The organism is Sphingobacterium sp. G1-14 (assembly GCF_002196555.1).
GTDB lineage: Bacteria > Bacteroidota > Bacteroidia > Sphingobacteriales > Sphingobacteriaceae > Sphingobacterium > Sphingobacterium siyangense.
Map to the genome: position 1 here is coordinate 1,483,176 of NZ_CP021381.1, position 19,882 is coordinate 1,503,057.

General features: G+C 39.4%; 23 protein-coding genes. 16 read left to right on the plus strand and 7 right to left on the minus strand.

Annotated features, from left to right (window positions below; all coding sequences use genetic code 11):
* The first annotated feature begins 166 nt into the window (after nucleotides 1-166).
* Nucleotides 167-613, plus strand: coding sequence for a nuclear transport factor 2 family protein (locus CBM24_RS06210; protein WP_157698383.1), 447 nt, complete (start codon nucleotides 167-169; stop codon nucleotides 611-613).
* Between the two features lie 169 nt (nucleotides 614-782).
* Nucleotides 783-1,232, plus strand: a complete 450-nt coding sequence (locus CBM24_RS06215; protein WP_088160552.1) for a hypothetical protein — start codon at nucleotides 783-785, stop codon at nucleotides 1,230-1,232.
* 499 nt (nucleotides 1,233-1,731) lie between these two features.
* Here the strand turns inward: CBM24_RS06215 and CBM24_RS06220 are convergent, their stop codons facing one another.
* Nucleotides 1,732-2,424: a hypothetical protein gene (locus CBM24_RS06220; protein WP_088160553.1), complete on the minus strand. Its 693-nt coding sequence runs from the start codon at nucleotides 2,422-2,424 to the stop codon at nucleotides 1,732-1,734.
* 350 nt (nucleotides 2,425-2,774) lie between these two features.
* Between CBM24_RS06220 and CBM24_RS06225 the strand changes: the two genes are divergently transcribed.
* A complete protein-coding gene (locus tag CBM24_RS06225; RefSeq protein ID WP_088160554.1) occupies nucleotides 2,775-3,221 on the plus strand; it encodes a nuclear transport factor 2 family protein in 447 nt (148 codons plus the stop codon).
* A 129-nt stretch (nucleotides 3,222-3,350) separates the two neighbouring features.
* On the opposite strand, the gene CBM24_RS06230 is transcribed toward CBM24_RS06225, so the two are convergent.
* Nucleotides 3,351-3,644, minus strand: coding sequence for a hypothetical protein (locus CBM24_RS06230; protein ID WP_232475697.1), 294 nt, complete (start codon nucleotides 3,642-3,644; stop codon nucleotides 3,351-3,353).
* A 260-nt stretch (nucleotides 3,645-3,904) separates the two neighbouring features.
* Here CBM24_RS06230 and CBM24_RS06235 point away from each other — a divergent pair, with 260 nt between their 5' ends.
* From CBM24_RS06235 to CBM24_RS06245, 3 genes are all read left to right on the plus strand, one after another.
* Nucleotides 3,905-4,351, plus strand: coding sequence for a nuclear transport factor 2 family protein (locus CBM24_RS06235; protein ID WP_088160555.1), 447 nt, complete (start codon nucleotides 3,905-3,907; stop codon nucleotides 4,349-4,351).
* A 603-nt stretch (nucleotides 4,352-4,954) separates the two neighbouring features.
* Nucleotides 4,955-5,437 carry a type II CAAX prenyl endopeptidase Rce1 family protein gene (locus CBM24_RS06240; protein WP_088160556.1) on the plus strand — a complete coding sequence of 161 codons (483 nt, stop codon included), beginning with the start codon at nucleotides 4,955-4,957 and terminating at the stop codon, nucleotides 5,435-5,437.
* A gap of 368 nt (nucleotides 5,438-5,805) precedes the next feature.
* The gene (locus CBM24_RS06245; RefSeq protein WP_088160557.1) at nucleotides 5,806-6,252 is read left to right on the plus strand and encodes a nuclear transport factor 2 family protein; all 447 of its coding nucleotides are present in this window, start codon (nucleotides 5,806-5,808) and stop codon (nucleotides 6,250-6,252) included.
* Nucleotides 6,253-6,394: 142 nt separating this feature from the next.
* On the opposite strand, the gene CBM24_RS06250 is transcribed toward CBM24_RS06245, so the two are convergent.
* The 3 genes from CBM24_RS06250 to CBM24_RS06260 form a co-directional block, all read right to left on the minus strand.
* Entirely contained in the window at nucleotides 6,395-7,348 is a 954-nt protein-coding gene (locus tag CBM24_RS06250; RefSeq protein WP_232475698.1) for a hypothetical protein, read from the minus strand.
* 47 nt (nucleotides 7,349-7,395) lie between these two features.
* A complete protein-coding gene (locus tag CBM24_RS06255) occupies nucleotides 7,396-8,307 on the minus strand; it encodes a hypothetical protein (protein ID WP_157698384.1) in 912 nt (303 codons plus the stop codon).
* Nucleotides 8,308-8,383: 76 nt separating this feature from the next.
* The gene (locus tag CBM24_RS06260; RefSeq protein ID WP_088160559.1) at nucleotides 8,384-8,689 is read right to left on the minus strand and encodes a hypothetical protein; all 306 of its coding nucleotides are present in this window, start codon (nucleotides 8,687-8,689) and stop codon (nucleotides 8,384-8,386) included.
* Between the two features lie 353 nt (nucleotides 8,690-9,042).
* Here CBM24_RS06260 and CBM24_RS06265 point away from each other — a divergent pair, with 353 nt between their 5' ends.
* Nucleotides 9,043-9,489: a nuclear transport factor 2 family protein gene (locus tag CBM24_RS06265; protein WP_088160560.1), complete on the plus strand. Its 447-nt coding sequence runs from the start codon at nucleotides 9,043-9,045 to the stop codon at nucleotides 9,487-9,489.
* Nucleotides 9,490-9,597: 108 nt separating this feature from the next.
* On the opposite strand, the gene CBM24_RS06270 is transcribed toward CBM24_RS06265, so the two are convergent.
* Nucleotides 9,598-10,833: a hypothetical protein gene (locus tag CBM24_RS06270; protein WP_157698385.1), complete on the minus strand. Its 1,236-nt coding sequence runs from the start codon at nucleotides 10,831-10,833 to the stop codon at nucleotides 9,598-9,600.
* A 44-nt stretch (nucleotides 10,834-10,877) separates the two neighbouring features.
* Nucleotides 10,878-11,489: a Crp/Fnr family transcriptional regulator gene (locus CBM24_RS06275; RefSeq protein WP_158638834.1), complete on the minus strand. Its 612-nt coding sequence runs from the start codon at nucleotides 11,487-11,489 to the stop codon at nucleotides 10,878-10,880.
* A gap of 262 nt (nucleotides 11,490-11,751) precedes the next feature.
* On the opposite strand from CBM24_RS06275, the gene CBM24_RS06280 reads away from it, so the two are divergent.
* The 9 genes from CBM24_RS06280 to CBM24_RS06315 are packed head-to-tail and all read left to right on the plus strand — an operon-like array spanning nucleotide 11,752 to nucleotide 19,882.
* A complete protein-coding gene (locus tag CBM24_RS06280; protein ID WP_070565751.1) occupies nucleotides 11,752-12,228 on the plus strand; it encodes a c-type cytochrome in 477 nt (158 codons plus the stop codon).
* Between the two features lie 59 nt (nucleotides 12,229-12,287).
* The gene (nosZ, locus tag CBM24_RS06285) at nucleotides 12,288-14,276 is read left to right on the plus strand and encodes a Sec-dependent nitrous-oxide reductase (protein ID WP_088160563.1); all 1,989 of its coding nucleotides are present in this window, start codon (nucleotides 12,288-12,290) and stop codon (nucleotides 14,274-14,276) included.
* 11 nt (nucleotides 14,277-14,287) lie between these two features.
* Nucleotides 14,288-14,902 carry a hypothetical protein gene (locus tag CBM24_RS27480; RefSeq protein ID WP_198386050.1) on the plus strand — a complete coding sequence of 205 codons (615 nt, stop codon included), beginning with the start codon at nucleotides 14,288-14,290 and terminating at the stop codon, nucleotides 14,900-14,902.
* Complete coding sequence (locus CBM24_RS27485) at nucleotides 14,889-15,338, plus strand: nitrous oxide reductase accessory protein NosL (protein WP_083295915.1); 450 nt, start codon at nucleotides 14,889-14,891, stop codon at nucleotides 15,336-15,338. Before CBM24_RS27480 ends, CBM24_RS27485 begins: the two co-directional genes overlap by 14 nt.
* A 10-nt stretch (nucleotides 15,339-15,348) precedes the next feature.
* Nucleotides 15,349-16,599 carry a nitrous oxide reductase family maturation protein NosD gene (locus CBM24_RS06295; RefSeq protein ID WP_070565743.1) on the plus strand — a complete coding sequence of 417 codons (1,251 nt, stop codon included), beginning with the start codon at nucleotides 15,349-15,351 and terminating at the stop codon, nucleotides 16,597-16,599.
* A complete protein-coding gene (locus tag CBM24_RS06300) occupies nucleotides 16,596-17,309 on the plus strand; it encodes an ABC transporter ATP-binding protein (protein WP_088160564.1) in 714 nt (237 codons plus the stop codon). Before CBM24_RS06295 ends, CBM24_RS06300 begins: the two co-directional genes overlap by 4 nt.
* A 7-nt stretch (nucleotides 17,310-17,316) precedes the next feature.
* A complete protein-coding gene (locus CBM24_RS06305) occupies nucleotides 17,317-18,084 on the plus strand; it encodes an ABC transporter permease subunit (RefSeq protein WP_070565740.1) in 768 nt (255 codons plus the stop codon).
* Between the two features lie 29 nt (nucleotides 18,085-18,113).
* A complete protein-coding gene (gene ric, locus CBM24_RS06310) occupies nucleotides 18,114-19,040 on the plus strand; it encodes an iron-sulfur cluster repair di-iron protein (protein WP_075991505.1) in 927 nt (308 codons plus the stop codon).
* 14 nt (nucleotides 19,041-19,054) lie between these two features.
* A complete protein-coding gene (locus tag CBM24_RS06315) occupies nucleotides 19,055-19,882 on the plus strand; it encodes a DUF2249 domain-containing protein (RefSeq protein WP_075991506.1) in 828 nt (275 codons plus the stop codon).

Consider the following 19,882-nt stretch of genomic DNA (forward strand, 5'->3'; position numbering starts at 1 on the left):
TTTACCGTGACCTACATCACAAAATTAAAATTCACCTCCCCATTTCCACCATTCACCGAGTTTTCCTGTCTGTTAGTCTAAAGGCCATAGGCTAGGGGCCTATTGTGTTGTAGTTTTGAGTCAACAAATAAGAACAGATAAACTAACAATATAAAATAAAGACATTATGAACTCATTAGTAAAAACATTCGCAGCGGCAGCCTTAATCACAGTATCAACTTTCGCTATGGCAGCTGAAGGACCGGGAACAAAATCGGCAAAAGCAAACGTTAACCTTTCCACAGCGGACTTGGCTTTAGATCACTACGTTGCGGTAACGACAGAGGGAGAATCAGCAGGAGTAGAGCAGTTATTTGCAGCTGATTTTAATCAAAAGATCCAAGCTACCAATGCGCAGTCTAACCCCCGTAGCGAAGTGGTTAAATCCTTGAAAAAACAAAAAGGAGAGAAGCTGAACTGTACAGTAAGCACAGACATCTTAGAAGAATCCGCAGACTATATGGTGGCTAAAGTGACGTTGAAATTTGAGAATTTCACTAAAACAGATCTGGTTACCTTGGAGCGTGTAGGCAATGACTGGAAAGTTTCCAAATCAATCAATTCGTATAAGTAGAAGCCATCTCAAATAAATATATATGTTGTAGAGCCATATCGGAAGATGTGGCTTTTTTTTGTCGTATAGACAACATCCATGGTAAAGGGATATGTCTTTTTTTTTTTGCCTTTTATCAAATTTTTGATCTTAAAAGAAGGGTAGCTTTGGGATATTAAATAAATCAATTATGAAAAAGCATAGTTTCTTAATGGAAAGACTAGTAAGATATAAAGCGTTTATTAATATCATTACAATATTGCTTTTGTTGCTTTTACCTCTACCTGGTGAAAAATTTACGCTCCTTTTTTTTATGGTGTTATTTCTGGCTCTATTTCAGTTTTTTACTTGCCTGAATTATGTTGATTTCATCAACATGTGGGACTTAGTTGTTCAAGCTTTACTGGCGGCTATTTATATTCTAATCTGTACAACAGTTTCACTGCATTCGTTATATATAGTAAAAAGAAGACTGGGAACTACATTAGATAGGATATTTTCGATAGTTATAGGGATAGCAGGTCTTTATAGCCTACATGCTGTCCTACAATACCCGGATATGTTTTCTTTTGCTTGGCTTGCATTATTTTTCATTTTCAATATAATGAGATGGATGCTTATAACAAAGGCTGATTATTAGCGGATGATAGGTTTATTGGAGCAAATAAAGGATCCCGAAAACTAGGGGGCAGTACTTTTTCAGTTTAGTTTAGAAGCCAGATCCTGAAATCTGGCTTTTTACGTCAAAAGGGCCTGATTATCATCAGACCCTTTCTCTTAGCGTTTATTTGTACAGTAATTTTTATGTTTCCTATCGTTTCCTCTTTTTTGTTTCGTCATCCAATGTTTTTAAAGACTATTGGATTTTCACTGTACGACGCCAATTTTTATGTTGAACCTTTCCTTCGAAAGGTAGCTTGGAGCCGCTTTGTATTATAAGAACAATTGCCATTTCCAAATAGTTTTATCGGAGTGATTTTTTTTTATAAATTGGATCGACTTATTTAAACTGTATGAACATCTTGTTTATACTAATGTCATTCTTGTTCGCCCATATTCCGCAACTAATTTATTGTTTTAAATAGACCGCTTTATAGTTCAAGTGATGGAGGTGGAGCTATTTATTTTATATACAGTAACTAGCGGATTCCTGTCGCTGACAGATTGTCGATCGTACTTTGAATAAAAGCATCAGACGCCAAATTTTTAACCGTATTTTTATTGAGTATACCATTCTGTTTTTTTAAGACATACTCACTAGCTTTAAACCATTGCGGGGGTATTCCGTCTATTTCTTTCTCTGGTAAATAAAAATAAGTGAAATTCAGTTTTTCGATATCGGAGATCAATTTCTTTACTTCATCGGCGTAATTTTTGAGTTGTGACACGCTGAGGCTATCTTCAATCCTTTTTGTCAATAATCGGTCCTCATACAATCTCGATTCGGTGAGTTTGATGACTTCAATAAAAGAAGCGATCGATGAATCATCAAAACCATCCCACCAATAATCACGTAATTGTTCATTTTCAGTATCAAAATAAACCCTCCGTTCTTCTGCTGACATTAAGGAGCCTGGTCTTACATAACTTTCTGTTGGAATATCACCCCAAACAGAAGCCCATCGGGCTGTTTTGGAGTAATAAAAAGATCCAGTAAATTCGCTTTCCATATACCTGCTAATTGTTAGCCCTAATGACAAGTAAAAACCGTTTTCTAACTTTTTTGAAAAAAATCCTTGTGCGCTGGGTATGGAGTTTTTAAAATAGAGGTATCCTGATGTTGCTAAAGGAGCTTTGACTTTAGCGACTAATTTTGCCTTTGTTAACTTCATTTGTTAAAGATTATCTAATATCTCAAAAACTTATTCAATCAGTTTGTAGCGTCTGAGATTATCGGCAGACTCAAGTGTATATTGCTGATCGGTATAGATGAATACTTTATAGTGTTGACGGGAAATTTCAATCATTTGGACTTGTAGCTTTTGCTATTAAAGATAGCAGTTAGAGTCTGATTATCGAAAAATTCAGTGCTTTATTCTAAACCCTTTCCTCTCCCCATTCCCGCCATTCACCGAGTTTTCCAGAGCGTTGGTCTAAAGATCATAGGCTAGGGGCCTATTGTGTTGTAGTTTTGAGTCAACAAATAAGAACAACAGAACTAACGCTATAAAATAAAGACATTATGAAAACGCTAGTAAAAACATTCGCAGCAGCAGCCCTAATCGCAGTATCAACTTTCGCTATGGCAGCTGAGGGACCAGGAGCAAAAGCAACAAAAGCAAACGTTAACCTTTCCACAGCAGACTTGGCACTTGATCACTATGTTGCGGTCACTACGGAGGGAGAATCAGCAGGAGTAGAGCAGTTATTTGCAGCTGATTTCAATCGAAAGATCCAAGCTTCCAATGCGCAGTCTAACAGCCGTAGCGAAGTGGTTAAATCCTTGAAAAAGCAAAAAGGGGAAAAGCTGAACTGCACAGTAAGCACAGACATCATTGAGGAATCGGCAGACTATATGGTCGCTAAGGTGACCTTGAAATTTGAACACTTCATCAAGACTGATCTGGTTACTTTGGAACGTGTGGGCAATGACTGGAAAGTATCCAGATCGATCAATTCGTATAAATAGAATTTAAATAATTAGTGGTTTGCCAGTAATAAAAGACAAACCACTAGTGAATCATATGTTTATTTATGGCCACGTCGAGAGATGTGGCTTTTTTATGATTTATCTATTTTTTTAGTTCGGTTTATTATCCTAAATAATCTCGTCAGGGATTTGACTCAACTGTGAAACTAAATAATTAATGGGGGCGGTCAATTCAGATTGGTTACAATCGTATTGATCAATAACGCCGTAGATTTCAAACGATGATATATTAAAGCCTTCTTCAATGTCATTATAGTAAATTATTTGATTTCCAAATAAGGCAACCACCCAAAAGCCCCCACTCTCATCTCCAAACGATTTTTCTTGCCACTTATGGGGAGTTACTTTGATGAGATTCCAAAGGTTTAAAGCTTTATAATCCATTGTCAGTTCTGCTTGCAAAATAAGAAGTTCTATTTTGTCAATTGATATCGGTGGCCACATGCACTAAAATAATGAAATTTTGAAATAAATTAGCTCTCCCGGAATCTATAGCTTCATTGAATCGTTAATTCGAATGATAACTTTCACCTCCCCATTCTCGCCATTCACCGAGTTTTCCGGTCTATTAGTCTAAAGCCCGTAGGCTAGGGGCGTATTGTGTCGTAGTTTTGAGTCAACAAATAAGAACAACAGAACTAACACAATAAAATAAAGACATTATGAAAGCATTAGTAAAAACATTCGCAGCAGCAGCCCTAATCGCAGTATCTACTTTCGCTATGGCAGCTGAAGGACCAGGAGCAAAAGCAACAAAAACAAACGTTAACCTTTCCACAGCAGACTTGGCACTGGATCACTATGTTGCGGTAACGACTGAAGGAGAATCAGCAGGAGTAGAGCAGTTATTCGCCGAAGATTTTAATCAAAAGATCCAAGCTACCAATGCGCAGTCTAATAGCCGTAGCGAAGTGGTTAAATCCCTGAAAAAACAAAGAGGCGAAAAGCTAAACTGTACAGTAAACACCGATATCATCGAGGAATCGGCAGACTATATGGTCGCTAAAGTGACGTTGAAATTTGAAAACTTCACGAAGACTGATCTCGTTACCTTGGAGCGTGTGGGCAATGACTGGAAAGTATCCAAATCGATCAATTCGTATAAATAGTATCTAATAACTAGTGGTTTGTCAGCTCAGGCAAACTACAGACCACTAGTGAATCATATGTTTATTAAGGCCACGTCGTGAGATGTGGCTTTTTTACGTCAAAAGGGCCTGATTCTCATCAGACCCTTTCTCTTAGCGTTTATTTGTACAGTAATTCTTATGTTTCCTATCGTTTCCTCTTTTTTGTTTCGTCATCCAATGTTTTTAAAGACTATTGGATTTTCACTGTACGACGCCAATTTTTATGTTGGACCTTTCTTTCAAAAGGTAGCTTGTAGCCGTTTTGTATTGTAAGAACAATAGTCATTTCTAAATAGTTTTATTGGAGTAAATTCAAAGTTTAAAAAAAATGAATAAATTAGATTTGAAAAGTTTTGATGCTCAAGACTTGAGTGTTAATGAAATGTCGACAATCGATGGTGGAAGATTTATTGGCGACTTTTTTTTAAAGTAAAGTTGCAGATCTTATTGTAGACTCTATTGGATATAGTATGAATAATCCTGAGCCAGGCTGGAATTCCACATCTTTTGGTCACTACGGAGGAGCTAGACCCTAGTATTAGATAAGGAGACGCCGTTCTCCTTATGAAAAAAATATTATAGATGCCGAAATATATAAATCGATTATTGAAGTTACCTGTAACTTATTTATATGTTGTGATGATAATTGCTTATGTGATTATTGACGTTTTGTGTAATTTAATTCTCATTGACGTACTCAAGTTAGCTTCTGTGTCAAACGAAGTGGTTCGTGGCCAAGGGATCCTAAAAATCTTCCTATATGCAATAATTTTAGGTCCTTTTTTTGAGACATTATTATTCCAATTTATTCCTATAAAACTCCTGTCTACATATACTTTTTTTAAACAAAGGAAATTATTGATGGCTTTAATTTCTGCCCTTATTTTTGCTTTGACTCATATGTATAGTTTATATTATTTTATTTTAAGTTTCCTTATGGGGACAGTTTTTGTTTTTTTCTTTTTTATCATGGAGTTTAAGAAGAGAGGGACTGGTCTTTGGCATACTATATTTTTACATGCTATAATTAATTTAATGGTATTCTTAAATAAGTATTTTATATAGTTTTCAGGCTTTCTATCTTGTGCTTTATCCTTCTGTAGTGGTTCGAGCACTTCATAGAGACTTTAATATCGTTAAAAATATACAATTCAAAGCATCAGACAGTACATTGATTTTCATAAGATTGATTCCATGATCTTTTGAATTGGCAACTTTTTCCTATAAATATTTCATCTACAAATAAATACTTTGTTGCAAAATTTAAAAAGAGCATAACTTAGCCATAAGTTATCCATTAACCTCCCCATTCCTTCCATTCACCGAGTTTTCTTGATTGTTGGTCTAAAGCCTGTAGGCCAGAGGCCTATTGTGTCGTCGTTTTGAGTCAGCAAATAAGAACAGATAAACTAACACAATAAAATAAAGACATTATGAAAACGCTAGTAAAAACATTCGCAGCAGCAGCTTTAATCGCAGTATCTACTTTCACTATGGCAGCTGAAGGATCTGGAGCAAAAGCAACAAAAGCAAACGTTAACCTTTCTACAGCAGACTTGGCACTTGATCACTATGTGGCTGTAACCACGGAGGGCGAATCAGCAGGGGTAGAGCAATTATTCGCCGAAGATTTCAGCCAAAAAATCCAAGCTACTAATGCGCAATCTAACAGTCGTAGTGCCGTAGTTAAACTATTGAAAAAGCAAAAAGGAGAAAAGCTGAACTGCACAGTAAGCACAGACATCATTGAGGAATCGGCGGACTATATGGTCGCTAAAGTAACCTTGAAATTTGAAAACTTCACCAAAACAGATCTAGTTACTTTGGAACGTGTGGGCAATGATTGGAAAGTATCCAAATCGATCAATTCGTATAAATAGAATTTTACAACTGGTGGTTTGCTGCAAATAAATGACAAACCACTAGTGAATCAAATGTTTAAATTTAGTTTAGAAGCCAGGTCGTGAGATCTGGCTTTTTTGTTTTGTCATGCAATGTGCGTTACTCGTTGATTGCCGATCATCAAACTTTAAATTCTGGCGCAATCATCACTTTTTCCTCTTTTACATTATTCAGAAAGTCACTATACTTTATGGGCAATTTCTTACGATGAAAATAAAAATAGAAGTCAAATGAACCACCCACGATCCCTTTTCCTGGCACGTATACAAATCTGTCAATACCTCTATCTACCTCCAGCTCATGGTCATGCGTATGCCAGTCTGTATAAGTCCAAAATTGGTAACCCATTTTACCATTTTTAAACTTGACGACCTTCGATAAATATTCTCTTCGGTCTCTTAGATAATCGAAAGTAGGATAGTCGTAAGGGGTATTGCCGATAGTGTAAGCAGGAAATTCTTCATTCGGATATCTCTTTTTAAAAATAGCTTCCATTTCAGTAATTTTAATAGGCTCTTGCTCAATATTTATTGTTCCAAACATGTTCTGAAAAATGGATGGCCTATTTCTTATCGCAAAAAATTGTATTAAACAATGTTTGGACGAATAGTATTTGTTGCCAATTTTCCGGATAATTTGATATTCGTCGAAATATTTAGTTTTTGCACCGTATGTTTTATCAAAATCAGCGTATGTATTGGCTCTTAATAGCCTTTTAAGGTATTGGTGGGGTATCGTGTCATTTTTGATACTATCAAGATCAATCTCAGTCCAATCCCGTTTCCCTTCCAAATCTGGAAGAACGACCATAAGAATTAGATTAAGGTCCTTGTGCTGGTCCAATTTATTTCGATCTATAGCTATACCATCAATGAACGTCAGTGAAAATAGCTCAACGCTCTTTTTGATACCATACAAGTTATCTGTAGATAATTTGTAATTATCTAAGATAAAGTCCTGTGGCTGATCAGGTAATAAGATATATTTAACTTGAGCAGATAAACTGAACGAAACAATTAATAATGGCATCAAAAGCCATAATCTGAAGCGTTTAATTACATGTTGTTCCATCATTTCCTTCCCTATGTTTAATAACTTTATTTTTCTCGGCTTCGCTAAAATCATTTACAACATCGACTTTGGCGAATAGCATTTTTTAATGATGAGCGATCATCAAACTTAAATTCTGGCGCAATCATCACTTTTTCCTCTTTTACGTTATTCAGGAAATCGCTGAATTTTATAGGTAATTTTTTACGATAAAAATAAAAGTAGAAGTCAAATGAACCACCCACGATCCCTTTTCCTGGTACGTATATAAATCTGTCAATACCTCTATCTACCTCCAGTTCATGATCATGCGTATGCCAGTTGGTATAAGTCCAAAACTGGTAACCAATTTCGCTATTTTGAAACTTTATGGTTTTTGACAGGTATTCTTTCCGATCTCTTAAATAATCAATAGCGCTATTGTAGGAATAAGGTGTGTCGCCGATCGTATATGGTGGAAAGTTAGTGCCGGGGTATTTCTTTTTAAAAATAGTTTCCATTTCTGTAATCTTGAGCGGTTCTTGCTCAAGATTTATTGTCCCAAACACATTCTGAAAAATGGAAGGCCTATTTCTGACGGCAAAAAATTGAATTAAACAGTGTTTAGAGGCAAAGTATTTGTTGCCAATTTTCCGGATAATTTGATATTCGTCAAAATATTTAGTTTTTGGACCATAAGGGTCGTCTAAATCTGAAAGCGTATTTATTCGGAATAATCTATTTAATACCGAAGTAGTAATAAGGTCGTCTTTAATAGTATCGAGATTAATTTCTTTCCAATCTGCGCTCCCTGACAAATCGGGGAGGACAGCAATAAGTATTATATTAAGCTGAGTGTTGGCATTAATTTTTTCTTTACTTATTGGGTCTGGTCCGTTATGGAATGTGAGTGTAAATAACTCTACATTCTTTTCTATACCGTATAGTTTTTCTGTTGATAATTTGTACTGATCAATTGAATAGTTCTCTGGCTTATCTGGCATAACAAAATATTTTGGTCGGCTAAATAAACTAACATTGACAAATATAAATGACAATAAAAGTAATAATCTGAATATTTTAATTACATGTTGTTCCATCATTTCCTTCTCTATGTTTAATAACTTTGTTTTTCTCCGCTTCGCTAAAATCATTTACCACGCCGACTTTAGATAATGCCATGGCATCAGAATCACTTATATTAGGATTAAATGAACTAAGTGCAGCAGCTAAATCGTTCAAAAGTGATCCATATTCATTATGTCCTTTTACAAACCTTGGTTGGCCGTTAATATTGATTTTTGTAAATCCTGGATATGAAATTCCGAATTCTTCTTTCAGCCATCGAAAAATCCTATTCTCTAAGTTAGGAATTTTTGCTAGCAATTATGAAAAACCGTTATTCGGGGATGAGTTTAAATAACTTTTATAGGGGTTGTGTTCGTACCTGCTTCGTATAGCCTTCGGATCATGACATGTAGGGTTCGATTGTTGACCAGTATCTGAACAGTTTTTCCCTGTACAGAGACTGGATAAGGTCTGTTGGGTGTCTGTACAATATCTATTGATGATCCGAACGTGGTACGAATCTGATACGAAGCAGTCTTACCTACCCATTCCCGCCATTCACCGAGTTTTCCTGATCGTTGGTCTAAAGCCAGTAGGCTAGGGGCCTATTGTGTTGTAGTTTTGAGTCAACAAATAAGAACTAAAAACTAACATTATAAAATAAAGACATTATGAAAACGCTAGTAAAAACATTCGCAGCAGCAGCCCTAATCGCAGTATCTACATTCGCTATGGCAGCTGAAGGGCCAGGAGCAAAAGCAACAAAAACAAACGTTAACCTTTCTACAGCAGATTTCGCTTTAGAGCACTATGTCGCGGTAACTACCGAAGGAGAATCTGCAGGTGTAGAACAATTGTTCTCCGAGGATTTCAACCAAAAAATCCAAGCTTCCAATGCACAGAGTCACAGCCGTAACGCTATTGTTAAATCCTTGAAAAAACAAAAAGGCGAGAAGCTGAACTGTGCGGTAAGCACCGAAATCCTTGAGGAGTCGGCGGATTATATGGTAGCCAAAGTGACGTTGACGTTTGAAAACTTTACCAAAACAGACCTAGTGACTCTTGTACGTGAAGGTAATGACTGGAAAGTATCTAAATCGATCAATTCGTATAAATAAGAGCCATCTCAAATAAATATATAAATGTTGTAGAGCCATGTCGAGAGATGTGGCTTATTTTCTAGCTATTTCATGATCGATCATCTCTCATGGCTTATGCTAATAGCATCATTTGCGTAATTGGGTTTTCGTTATCCTGTAGAGGCTGACAACAATAATAGCTGCAGCGACCGTCAGCACATGATCTGTTCCCCTGATAGAATAATGTATAAATCCACCGAGCCCCTGCAACATTAACACAAATTCATTCAAAAAGATTCCAACAAGTAAGCCATAAACGCCATAGTGAATGCCTTTTTCGATTTTTAACATACAAATCTGAAAAGCATACCCAATTAAAAAGAGTGATATTACCACCAAAAGGACGAGGTGAAGATAAGCAATAACAATTGGTCGAAATCCATAAGCTTGTTGGCTCAGAGCAGGTATGACCGATATGCCTTGCAATATCAGTTTGAGAAAAATGGCAAACAGGACACATAACCAAATTTTAGATGTATCGGGGCTTAAGCGGAGTGAAATATTGCTTCGGACCAGTCGGACGACTCGTTGTGCTAATGTTCCCCACAGGACAAATTGCAATCCGACTGTAATGACTATAATAATATATAGCCACAGGGGTAAACCCTTCCACCATAGAACAGATAAGAAATAGGTTGGTATAACAGTCATGACATACACGAGCGAAAAACGCGGACTTATTGGTATTTTACCAGTACGTTTATACAGCCAACTGGCAAACAGAGCAATACAGCCAAAGAAAAACCAGCCATTATACTGAAAATGAAGATAAAAATAGACTGATGCAAGCTGTTTTAATGGATCCAGTTGGTGGCTCACTTTGAGATATGCCAGAAAATAGGTCCCTAGTGAACTAAATATATTGAAAAATAGTGCCGACTTAATTAAGATCGAAATGGCCGGAGGAAGCGTCGATGATTTAAGATCCCGCACTAATTGAAAGCAGAACCAATAAGAGACAAGTATCGATAAAAAGGATAATATAATCGAACATAGGTTATAGCCAGCAGCTGAAAAGGAAATAAGCATGCCTATCGAAACCGTCCAATTAGCCCATAGGATATGCTGATATTTCCTGCACAAAATCTGATTGGTTTTTATTCCCAGAACGGTCATTATGAGAAAAATCATAAGAGCTTGGGATACCCAGGCGGAAAAAGCAAAATGCGAATGCGCATGCATGAGGTTTTTCTGGTCGATCCAAGGAATGGGAAATAAAAATTTTAAGCGCATAATCAACCCGAAAATACCTACAATAAGTAAATTGAATAAGGTGATGATGATCCATTTCCTGATACTTAAATAGCTGCTGATTTTATTCATACGTTGATTTCTTTCCGATAGCTGAAACATCGTTGTTTCAAGCTTCAATCAATACCATCGGCCGGAATAAAAACTTTTCCGCGGATGATATTCAATTTACCTTCCTTTTCCATTTGCTTCATTGTCCGGATGATGGTTTCTACTCTTAGCCCAGTCATATTAGCCAATTGTTGGCGCGTAAGCATAAGCCGGTTGCATTCCTGACAAACGAGTCTCTTGCTTTCATTTAACCTTTGGATTAGATTGGAGAGAATCTCTTCCGGTGAGCGATTGTAAATTAATTTGATCATAAAGAGTTTAAAGTGTAGTTCGCGCGCCATCTTTTGTGATACCAAACGATGTAGGTTGCCATATTCATATATGATTTCGATGAATTTTTTCGAACTGATCTTCAGTAATGTACATGAACTGTCGGTAATTGCCGTCACTGTATAAACGCCATTGTCCAATATCGCTACTTCTCCAAAGCCCTCATTGGCACAGATGATATTGTGGAGGACTTCCCTACCGTCTGATAAGAAATTAGAAAGACGAACTCGCCCACTTAACAACTGATAATAAAATGTGGCCATGCTGTCCTCATGAAACAGTATTTCACCAATATCGGCATGTAGGCTGCTCGCTCCCTTTTCGAGAAGTATTGCGGTTGGAATCATCGTTCGATATAAGTTAGTTTTTACTACACAGCGTAAAGATATAGCAGCGTCACAAAATAGACCTTGATGTTGGTCACAGGAATAAGTGATGAAAATCATTATGGTGTTAATATGCTTATATGTAGTGTTTTATTGTTTTTGATTGATGGTTTGTTCCCACCAAAATCATTTTATGATTTGCCTCATAAAATGGCTACAAGCTTCGATAATACCTTTGGATTAAGTAAAACACAATCAAGTTTGAACACAAAACCAAAATAAGATGAGAAAGCTAATTGTATGCTGTTTGATGGGATTATTTATCTATTCCTGTTCCTCAAACAATGGCGAGAAAAAGACAGTTGCCAACAGTGTTAATGAATCTGGGGCTTCGGCAAATGACGCCAGTGGATATGATCCTCACCGCGGTGAGGGAAAATTTGACAAAGTGGAAATCGCTGACCATTTGGATGCACCAATGGCCGCAGCCGGAAAATTGATTGTTGACCTGAAATGTGCTTCCTGCCACAAGCTAACCGACGAGAAACTAGTCGGGCCAGGATGGAAAGGTGTGACACAACGGAGAAAACCACAGTGGATCATGAATTTTATCACTAATCCTGATCCGATGATCGATAAGGATCCGGAATTACAGGCGCAACTTGAACTATGCATGGTCCGGATGCCTAACCAAAATCTAACGGACGAGGAAGCCCGAAAGGTATTGGAGTTTATGCGACAAAATGATGGTGTAAAATAATAAAAGCTGAATAAGAATCAACAAAGCTGCATAGGTATTAACCTTAAAATAAGAATAGAATGACTTTAACAAAATACATATTGACGAGCCTAATGGCGAGCGCGGTGTTATCGACTTTCCATGCCTGTAAACCCAAAGGAGCGGGAGCCGCCGTGAGTGGTGATGCCGCTGAGAAGGTATATGTTGCCCCAGGGAAATACGATGAATTCTACAATTTCGTATCCGGGGGATTTAGTGGGCAGCTCTCCGTTTATGGACTTCCATCCGGCAGATTATTGCGTGTAATACCCGTTTTTTCACTAGATCCCGAAAAGGGCTGGGGTTTTAGTGAAGAAACTAAACCGATGCTCGAAACGTCCCATGGCAATGTACCTTGGGATGATTTACACCACGTGCAGCTTTCGAAAACCGATGGAAACTACGACGGCCGCTGGGTATTTGTCAATGCCAACAATACCCCCCGTATTGCCCGGGTGGATCTGACAACTTTTCGTACGGCCGAAGTGCTCGAACTCCCCAACAGCGGTGGAAACCACTCTTCGCCGTACATTACTGAAAATACCGAATATGTTGTTGCAGGAACGCGATTTTCGGTTCCGCTGGACGGTGAGTCGGGCGATGTACCTATCAATACCTTTAAAAAGAATTTTCGCGGAACATTGAGCTTTGTCAGCGTCAATAAGGATAATGGCAACATGGAATTGGCTTTTCAGATTGAGACACCCGGTGTAAACTATGACCTGAGCCGAGCCGGTAAAGGGACTTCTCATGGTTGGTTCTTCTTCTCCACCTACAATACCGAACAGGCAAATACATTGCTGGAGGTCAATGCATCCAAAAATGACAAAGACTTTATATTGGCCGTCAACTGGAAAAAAGCCGAAGAGTATTTGAAAGCCGGAAAAGGGAAAAAGGTTACCGGGTTGAAGTATGCCCATAACACTTACGACGAGAAATCACATACCGCAAAAACATCTTTTAATACAGAAACGATCGTATTGAAGGCAGAGGAGCTGGAGGGGCTATGCTACTATATCCCTTGCCCAAAATCTCCGCACGGTGTCGACGTTGATCCTACAGGCGAATATATTGTAGGGTCGGGTAAACTGGCTGCGGTCATACCTGTATTCTCGTTCGCTAAGATGCAGAAAGCAATCCAGGAAAAACAATTCGAAGGAAAATTCGGTGGTATCCCAATTATCAAATACGAATCTGCGCTGTACGGCGAAGTCCAAAAACCTGGCTTGGGCCCACTGCATACAGAATTTGATGGCAGAGGAAATGCAATCACGTCATTCTTTGTGTCTTCCGAATTGGTGAAATGGAATATTAAGGATTTAAAGGTGCTCGACCGTACACCAACATTTTACTCAACAGGCCATTTAATGATACCTGGTGGAGATACCAAAAATCCAGAAGGCAAATATGTCATCGCCTATAATAAGATTACGAAAGACCGCTTTCTCCCTACAGGACCGGAGTTGGCTCAGAGTGCCCAATTGTTTGATATCTCGGGAGACAAAATGCAATTGTTGTTAGACTTTCCGACCATTGGTGAACCACATTATGCGCAAGCTATCAAAGCGGAGAAAGTGAAAGACAAAAGTGTGAAGATTTTTAAAATTGAAGAAAATACCAGCCCATTTGTTGCCAAAGGAGACAAAGATGCACGCGTTGAACGTAAAGGTAACCAGGTACATGTATACCTGACATCCATCCGTTCACACTTCACTCCGGACAATATCGAGGGTGTACAACTAGGCGATGAAGTCTATTTCCATGTGACCAATATTGAGCAGGACTGGGATATGCCGCATGGCTTTGCTGTCAAAGGCGCAAAGAATGGAGAATTGCTCATTATGCCGGGAGAGACACAGACATTGAAATGGGTTCCAGATAGAGTAGGTGTATTCCCGTTCTACTGTACGGATTTTTGTAGCGCGTTACACCAAGAGATGCAGGGGTATATCCGTATCTCAAAAAAAGGAAACAATGTTCCGTTGATTTATAGTCTGGGAACCAATCAACCGCAAGAGAAGACCAATTAATATAACCTACAATGATGAAAACTACAAGTCACCTGTCAGCAGTACATCGGATTCTTTTGATCCTGAGTGGCCTGGCCCTGGTAGCGGTCATCTTCCTACCCATCTGGCGTATTGAGCTCGACGCAGCACAATACCCAGAAGGGCTAGAACTACAGATCTATAGCAACAAGTTGGCCGGACAAGTTGATATTATCAATGGACTGAACCACTATATCGGGATGAAAACGCTACATGCGGAAGATTTCATAGAATTTAAGGTCTTGCCCTATATCATCTTATTTTTTGCGCTTGCTTTTTTGCTTACCGGTTTCGTGCAGAATAGAAAACTGCTCTATGGCTTATTCTTTTGTTTTCTGCTTTTTGGAGTCGCAGCCCTGGTTGACTTTTATATCTGGGAATACAACTATGGGCATCAGCTCGATCCATCTGCACCGATAAAAGTTCCCGGAATGTCTTATCAGCCACCACTGATCGGATACAAACAGCTTTTAAATTTTGGCGCCTATTCTATACCTGATATCGGGGGATGGATCTTTATACTCTGTGGAATTATCTTGGCCTTTTGTACAGTGCGGGAGTGGCAAAATAATAAAACCCTAAAACTAAAATCATATGAGAAACTATAAATTATTTGCGTTGATCTGTAGTAGTATATTGCTGGTTCTATGTAGTTTGCAGGCCTGTCAGGGCAACAATAAACCCAAGCCTATTAAATACGGTAGCGAGCAATGTGCCCACTGTAAGATGACAATAACGGACGCGCGTTTTGGTACGCAGCTGCAGACAAAAAAGGGACGGGTCTTTAATTTTGATGACGTACAATGTATGATCGCCTTTGTCAAAGGGAACTCGGTCAAAAAAGAAGAGATTGCCGTTTATTACCTGCCGGATTATGTTAGCCATAAGCTCGTACCGGCTGAAGGTGCATATTATCTCAAAAGTGAAGCCTTGAAAAGCCCAATGCGAGGCAATGTTGCTGTATTTGAAAAACGGGTGGAACTGGATAAGGTCAAAGCAGAGATCGGTGGCACGGTGATGACCTGGAATGATCTGTGGAAATAAATGAATAACAATGAAGAATCTAGCTTTAGCGTTGTACTGTGCAATGGCTTGTCTTTGGCTCGTAAACGTGCCTGTATCGGCGACAACCATCCAGGTAGGAAAGGGGCAGTCGGTCAGAACAATAAAGGCTGGCTTAGCACAAGCGAAATCAGGTGATACCGTTTTAGTAGCGGCGGGTGTGTATAAGGAGGGGAATATTGTTATTGATAAGGCAATTTTCCTGAAAGGCCTGGGAAAACCTGTGCTGGACGGCGAGAAAAAATATGAACCGCTCTCGATCAAATCACCGCAGGTTACTGTTCAAGGCTTTTTAATACAGCATTCGGGACATTCTTCCATGAATGATATTGCCGGTATTAAAATTTACAATACAGCGCATATCAAAATTTTTGACAATGAGCTCGTGGACAATTTTTTCGGGATTTATGCGCAGAATGCTACAAACGTTGAAATACGGGGCAATATCCTCAAAGCTTTTGGTACAGCGGAGCAGCTGATTGGTAATGGTATTCATGCTTGGAAATCAGATAGTTTAAGTGTTGAAAATAATGAAGTGTCTGGACATAGGGACGGTATTTATCTTGAGTTTGTGACCCATACTCGAGTACAGGGCAATCTTTCTGAAAAAAATCTGCGCTATGGTCTCCATTTTATGTTTTCCCATGAGAACAGTTACATCTCAAACACCTTTCGCAGCAATGGTGCAGGTGTAGCTGTTATGTATACCAAGCATGTCCATATGGAAAACAATAATTTCGAAGAGAATTGGGGCGATGCCGCCTATGGATTGTTGCTCAAAGATATTTCCGATAGTCAGATCATCAACAATCAGTTTAGCCGCAATACCACGGGTATTTTTATGGAAGGATCGAATCGTATCCATATTGAACATAACAATTTTAAGAGCAACGGATGGGGGCTCAAGATTCAGTCGAGCTGTATGGACAATGTGCTTAAAGACAATAATTTTCTTCAGAATACCTTTGATGTTGCCACCAATGGTACCCTTACACTCAACAGCTTTGTGCATAACTATTGGGACAAATACGAGGGATACGATCTGGACAAAGACGGATTTGGGGATATCCCTTTTCGTCCCGTAAGCCTATTCTCGATGATGGTTGAGCGCTATCCTTCGGCGATGTTACTTTTTCGAAGTTTTATGGCCATGTTGTTCGACCGGACTGAAAAGCTATTACCAAGTCTGACACCCGAGGGGCTTAAAGACGATAAGCCTCGCATGAAATCAATAAAAGTATGATTAGTATCCAGCAGTTAACGAAAAGCTTTGGAAAATTCAATGCATTAAAGGGCATTGATCTGACCTTGAATGGCGGCGAATGCGTTGCCTTAATTGGCCCCAATGGCAGTGGTAAGACTACTTTGATCAAGTCTGTCCTAGGTATGGTCATGCCGAGTGCCGGACGGATCACTTTTGAAGGACAGGACATTGGACAGCAATGGGCTTATCGGAACCATATCGGCTATATGCCGCAGATCGGTCAATATCCTGAGAATATGTCCATCAAACAGGTCCTGGATATGATCAAAGATATCCGTAAACAGCCCCAGGCGGATTCGGATCTTTATCAGGCTTTTGGCGTGGACAAGCTGTTGGAAAAACGGATGGCAACGCTTTCCGGTGGCACAAGACAAAAAGTAAGTGCCTGTATCGCATTTATGTTTGACCCCAAAGTACTCATCCTGGATGAACCTACAGCAGGACTGGATCCTCTGTCTACCGAAATTCTCAAGGATAAAATCAAAAAAGAAATCGGACGCGGTAAACTGATCATCATCAGTTCCCATGTGCTTAGTGATCTCGATGAATTTGTATCGCAGATTGTCTTTCTGCAGGAAGGAGAGCTGAAGTTTCATAAGAGTTTGCAGCAATTAAAAGAAGATACAGGTACTGAAAAGCTATCTAAAGCAATCGCTTATTTGATGCAGAACCGCGACCTGTCTAATTAGAGAAAAGATGAATAAAATTATACGCTACGTTTTTGTGGATCTCTTGCGCAACAAGACCATTTTATGCTACACCATATTACTCTTTGTACTTTCCATGACGGTCTATAGCATGGAGGACAACTATGAAAAGGGATTACTCAGTCTACTGAATATTGTGTTGTTTGTAGTTCCGCTGATGAGTATCATTTTTTCAGGCATCTATATCTACCAGAGTTCCGAGTTTATCAATTGCCTTGTCAGTCAGCCTTTGCAACGGCAAAGCATTTGGGGCAGCCTGTATGTGGGTCTGGCAGGTGCACTTAGTTTAGCTTTTTTTATTGGCGTTGGCATACCAACTTTTATCTATGCATTTAGCTCTTCGGGAATTACTTTGGTCGGTTGCGGACTGTTACTTTCTTTGATTTTCGTTTCGATCGCGATGTGGACATCTGTATTGATCAGAGATAAGTCGAAGGGGATAGGATTGGCAATTTTGCTTTGGCTTTATTTCACGCTGCTTTTTGACGCACTGGTGCTTTTCATCCTATTTCAGTTTGCGGATTATCCCATCGAACATGGAATGGTTGCACTGTCCATGCTCAATCCCATCGATATCTGTCGCATCCTTATTTTATTACAGGTCGATCTATCCGCGATGATGGGCTATACAGGGGCGATATTTCGGGATTTCTTCGGTAATACATTCGGCATTGCGATCACCCTGTTGGTCATGTTGCTCTGGTGCCTCATTCCTCTAGGGCTATCTATTCGCTATTTTAAGAAAAAGGATTTATAATAATTTATTGACCATTTAATACTATTATCATGATTAAATCACCGTTATTGGAGGTTTTCAATATAGAACCTCGACTTAAACACCCGACCATATTTGATCACTTCGATGCCCTGGATTCGGGCGAGTCATTTATTATCAAAAACGATCATGATCCTAAACCGCTCTATTATCAGTTGCTGGGTGAACGTGGAAAGGATCTCATTTGGAATTATCTTGAATCGGGGCCCGAATACTGGCAGGTTCGCCTTGGCAAACCGCTCGAAAGCGAAACACTGGAAACCGTTGGCCATATTGCTGCCAAGGATATCCGCAAGGCCGAAGTTTTAAAACAGCTGGGGGTAGATTTTTGTTGCGGTGGTAAGCAGACGCTTAAGGAGGCCGCTCATAGTGTTGGTCTCGATGAAATTGAATTGCGCAGACGGTTAAACCAATCCGAAGAGCTTCCTATAGCCGGCCCACCGCTAAATTTTAAAGATTGGGATATCGATTTTTTAAGTGATTATATTAAGAATGTTCATCATCGGTATGTCCGGGAAAAAGGACCGATTATTCAGGAACTTGCACATAAAGTGGCCGATGTGCATGCACAGCAGCATCCCGAGCTGGTCAACTTGTCCAAAGAACTCGATGCCTTTCTTGATGACCTTTACCATCATTTGGATAAAGAGGAGAAGCAGCTCTTTCCGGCAACCAAGAATGAACAAGAATTGACCAGCAAACAGGTAGAGCAGCTCATTCAATTTTTGATTTCCGAACACGAAGATTCAGGAAAGGAACTTCAGCAGTTGCGCAAAATTACCCAAAATTACACATTGCCAGCCAATGCCTGCAATTCCTACACGTCATTATTTTCACAGATCGAATCTTTCGAATCCGATCTTTTGCAGCATATCCACCTGGAGAATAATATTTTATTTCCAAAGTTGCTCGCGAGCTACGGTGTTCAAATGAATTAAAAACTAGAAAAGCCATGCGGATAAACCAGCATACCAAGATTTCAGAACTGATCAGCTATAATGACTTAAGCATTGAAGCCATTGCAGCTATTGCCAAACCCTTGCGTAAGATCCGGATCCCGGTGTTGCGTCGGATACTGGCCCCTCGGGTCTCCATAGGCGAAGCAGCAAAAATTGGCGGATGTTCGGTTGCAGATTTTCGTGCTGCGCTGGTACCGCTCGGCTTTATTTGGATGTCAGATGGAGCTGAGAAAGTCAATGATCCATTCGATGCAGCAGAGCGGCCAAGTTGGATGGATGATGCAGCAGTGACGGTTGTATTCGATGTGAGACCCCTATTGGAAATGGGGCAAGATCCATTAAAAGATATTTTTCAGTTGTATCGCTCACTCGTCGCAGGAGGGATTCTTTGCATCAGCAATTCATTTGTCCCCATTCCATTGATTAGGCGTATGGAGGAGCGTGGAGTGCCAAGCTATAGCCACGAATGGGCGGAGGGCGAATTCAGAAGTTACTTTTATAAAAAAGATACAGTGCTGTCCGTTCAGCCTGCTGAGGGCGATCATATTTCATTTGTGCCGAAACGACTTTTTGAGCAGAAATTAGCGCGACTTTCCGCGCTTCAACTTGTTACATTGGATGTCAGGACATTGCCTATGCCGCAGCCCATGGAATCAATTCTTGAGGCCCTTGCTCAACTGAAAGCCGATGAGGTTGTCTATGTAAAACATCGGAAGGTTCCGCTCCATTTACTAGAAGAACTGGATCATTTTTCTTATCGGATTTTCATCCATGAACAACATCCTGGAGATGTCCATCTGTTAATTTACCCCGTTAAATAA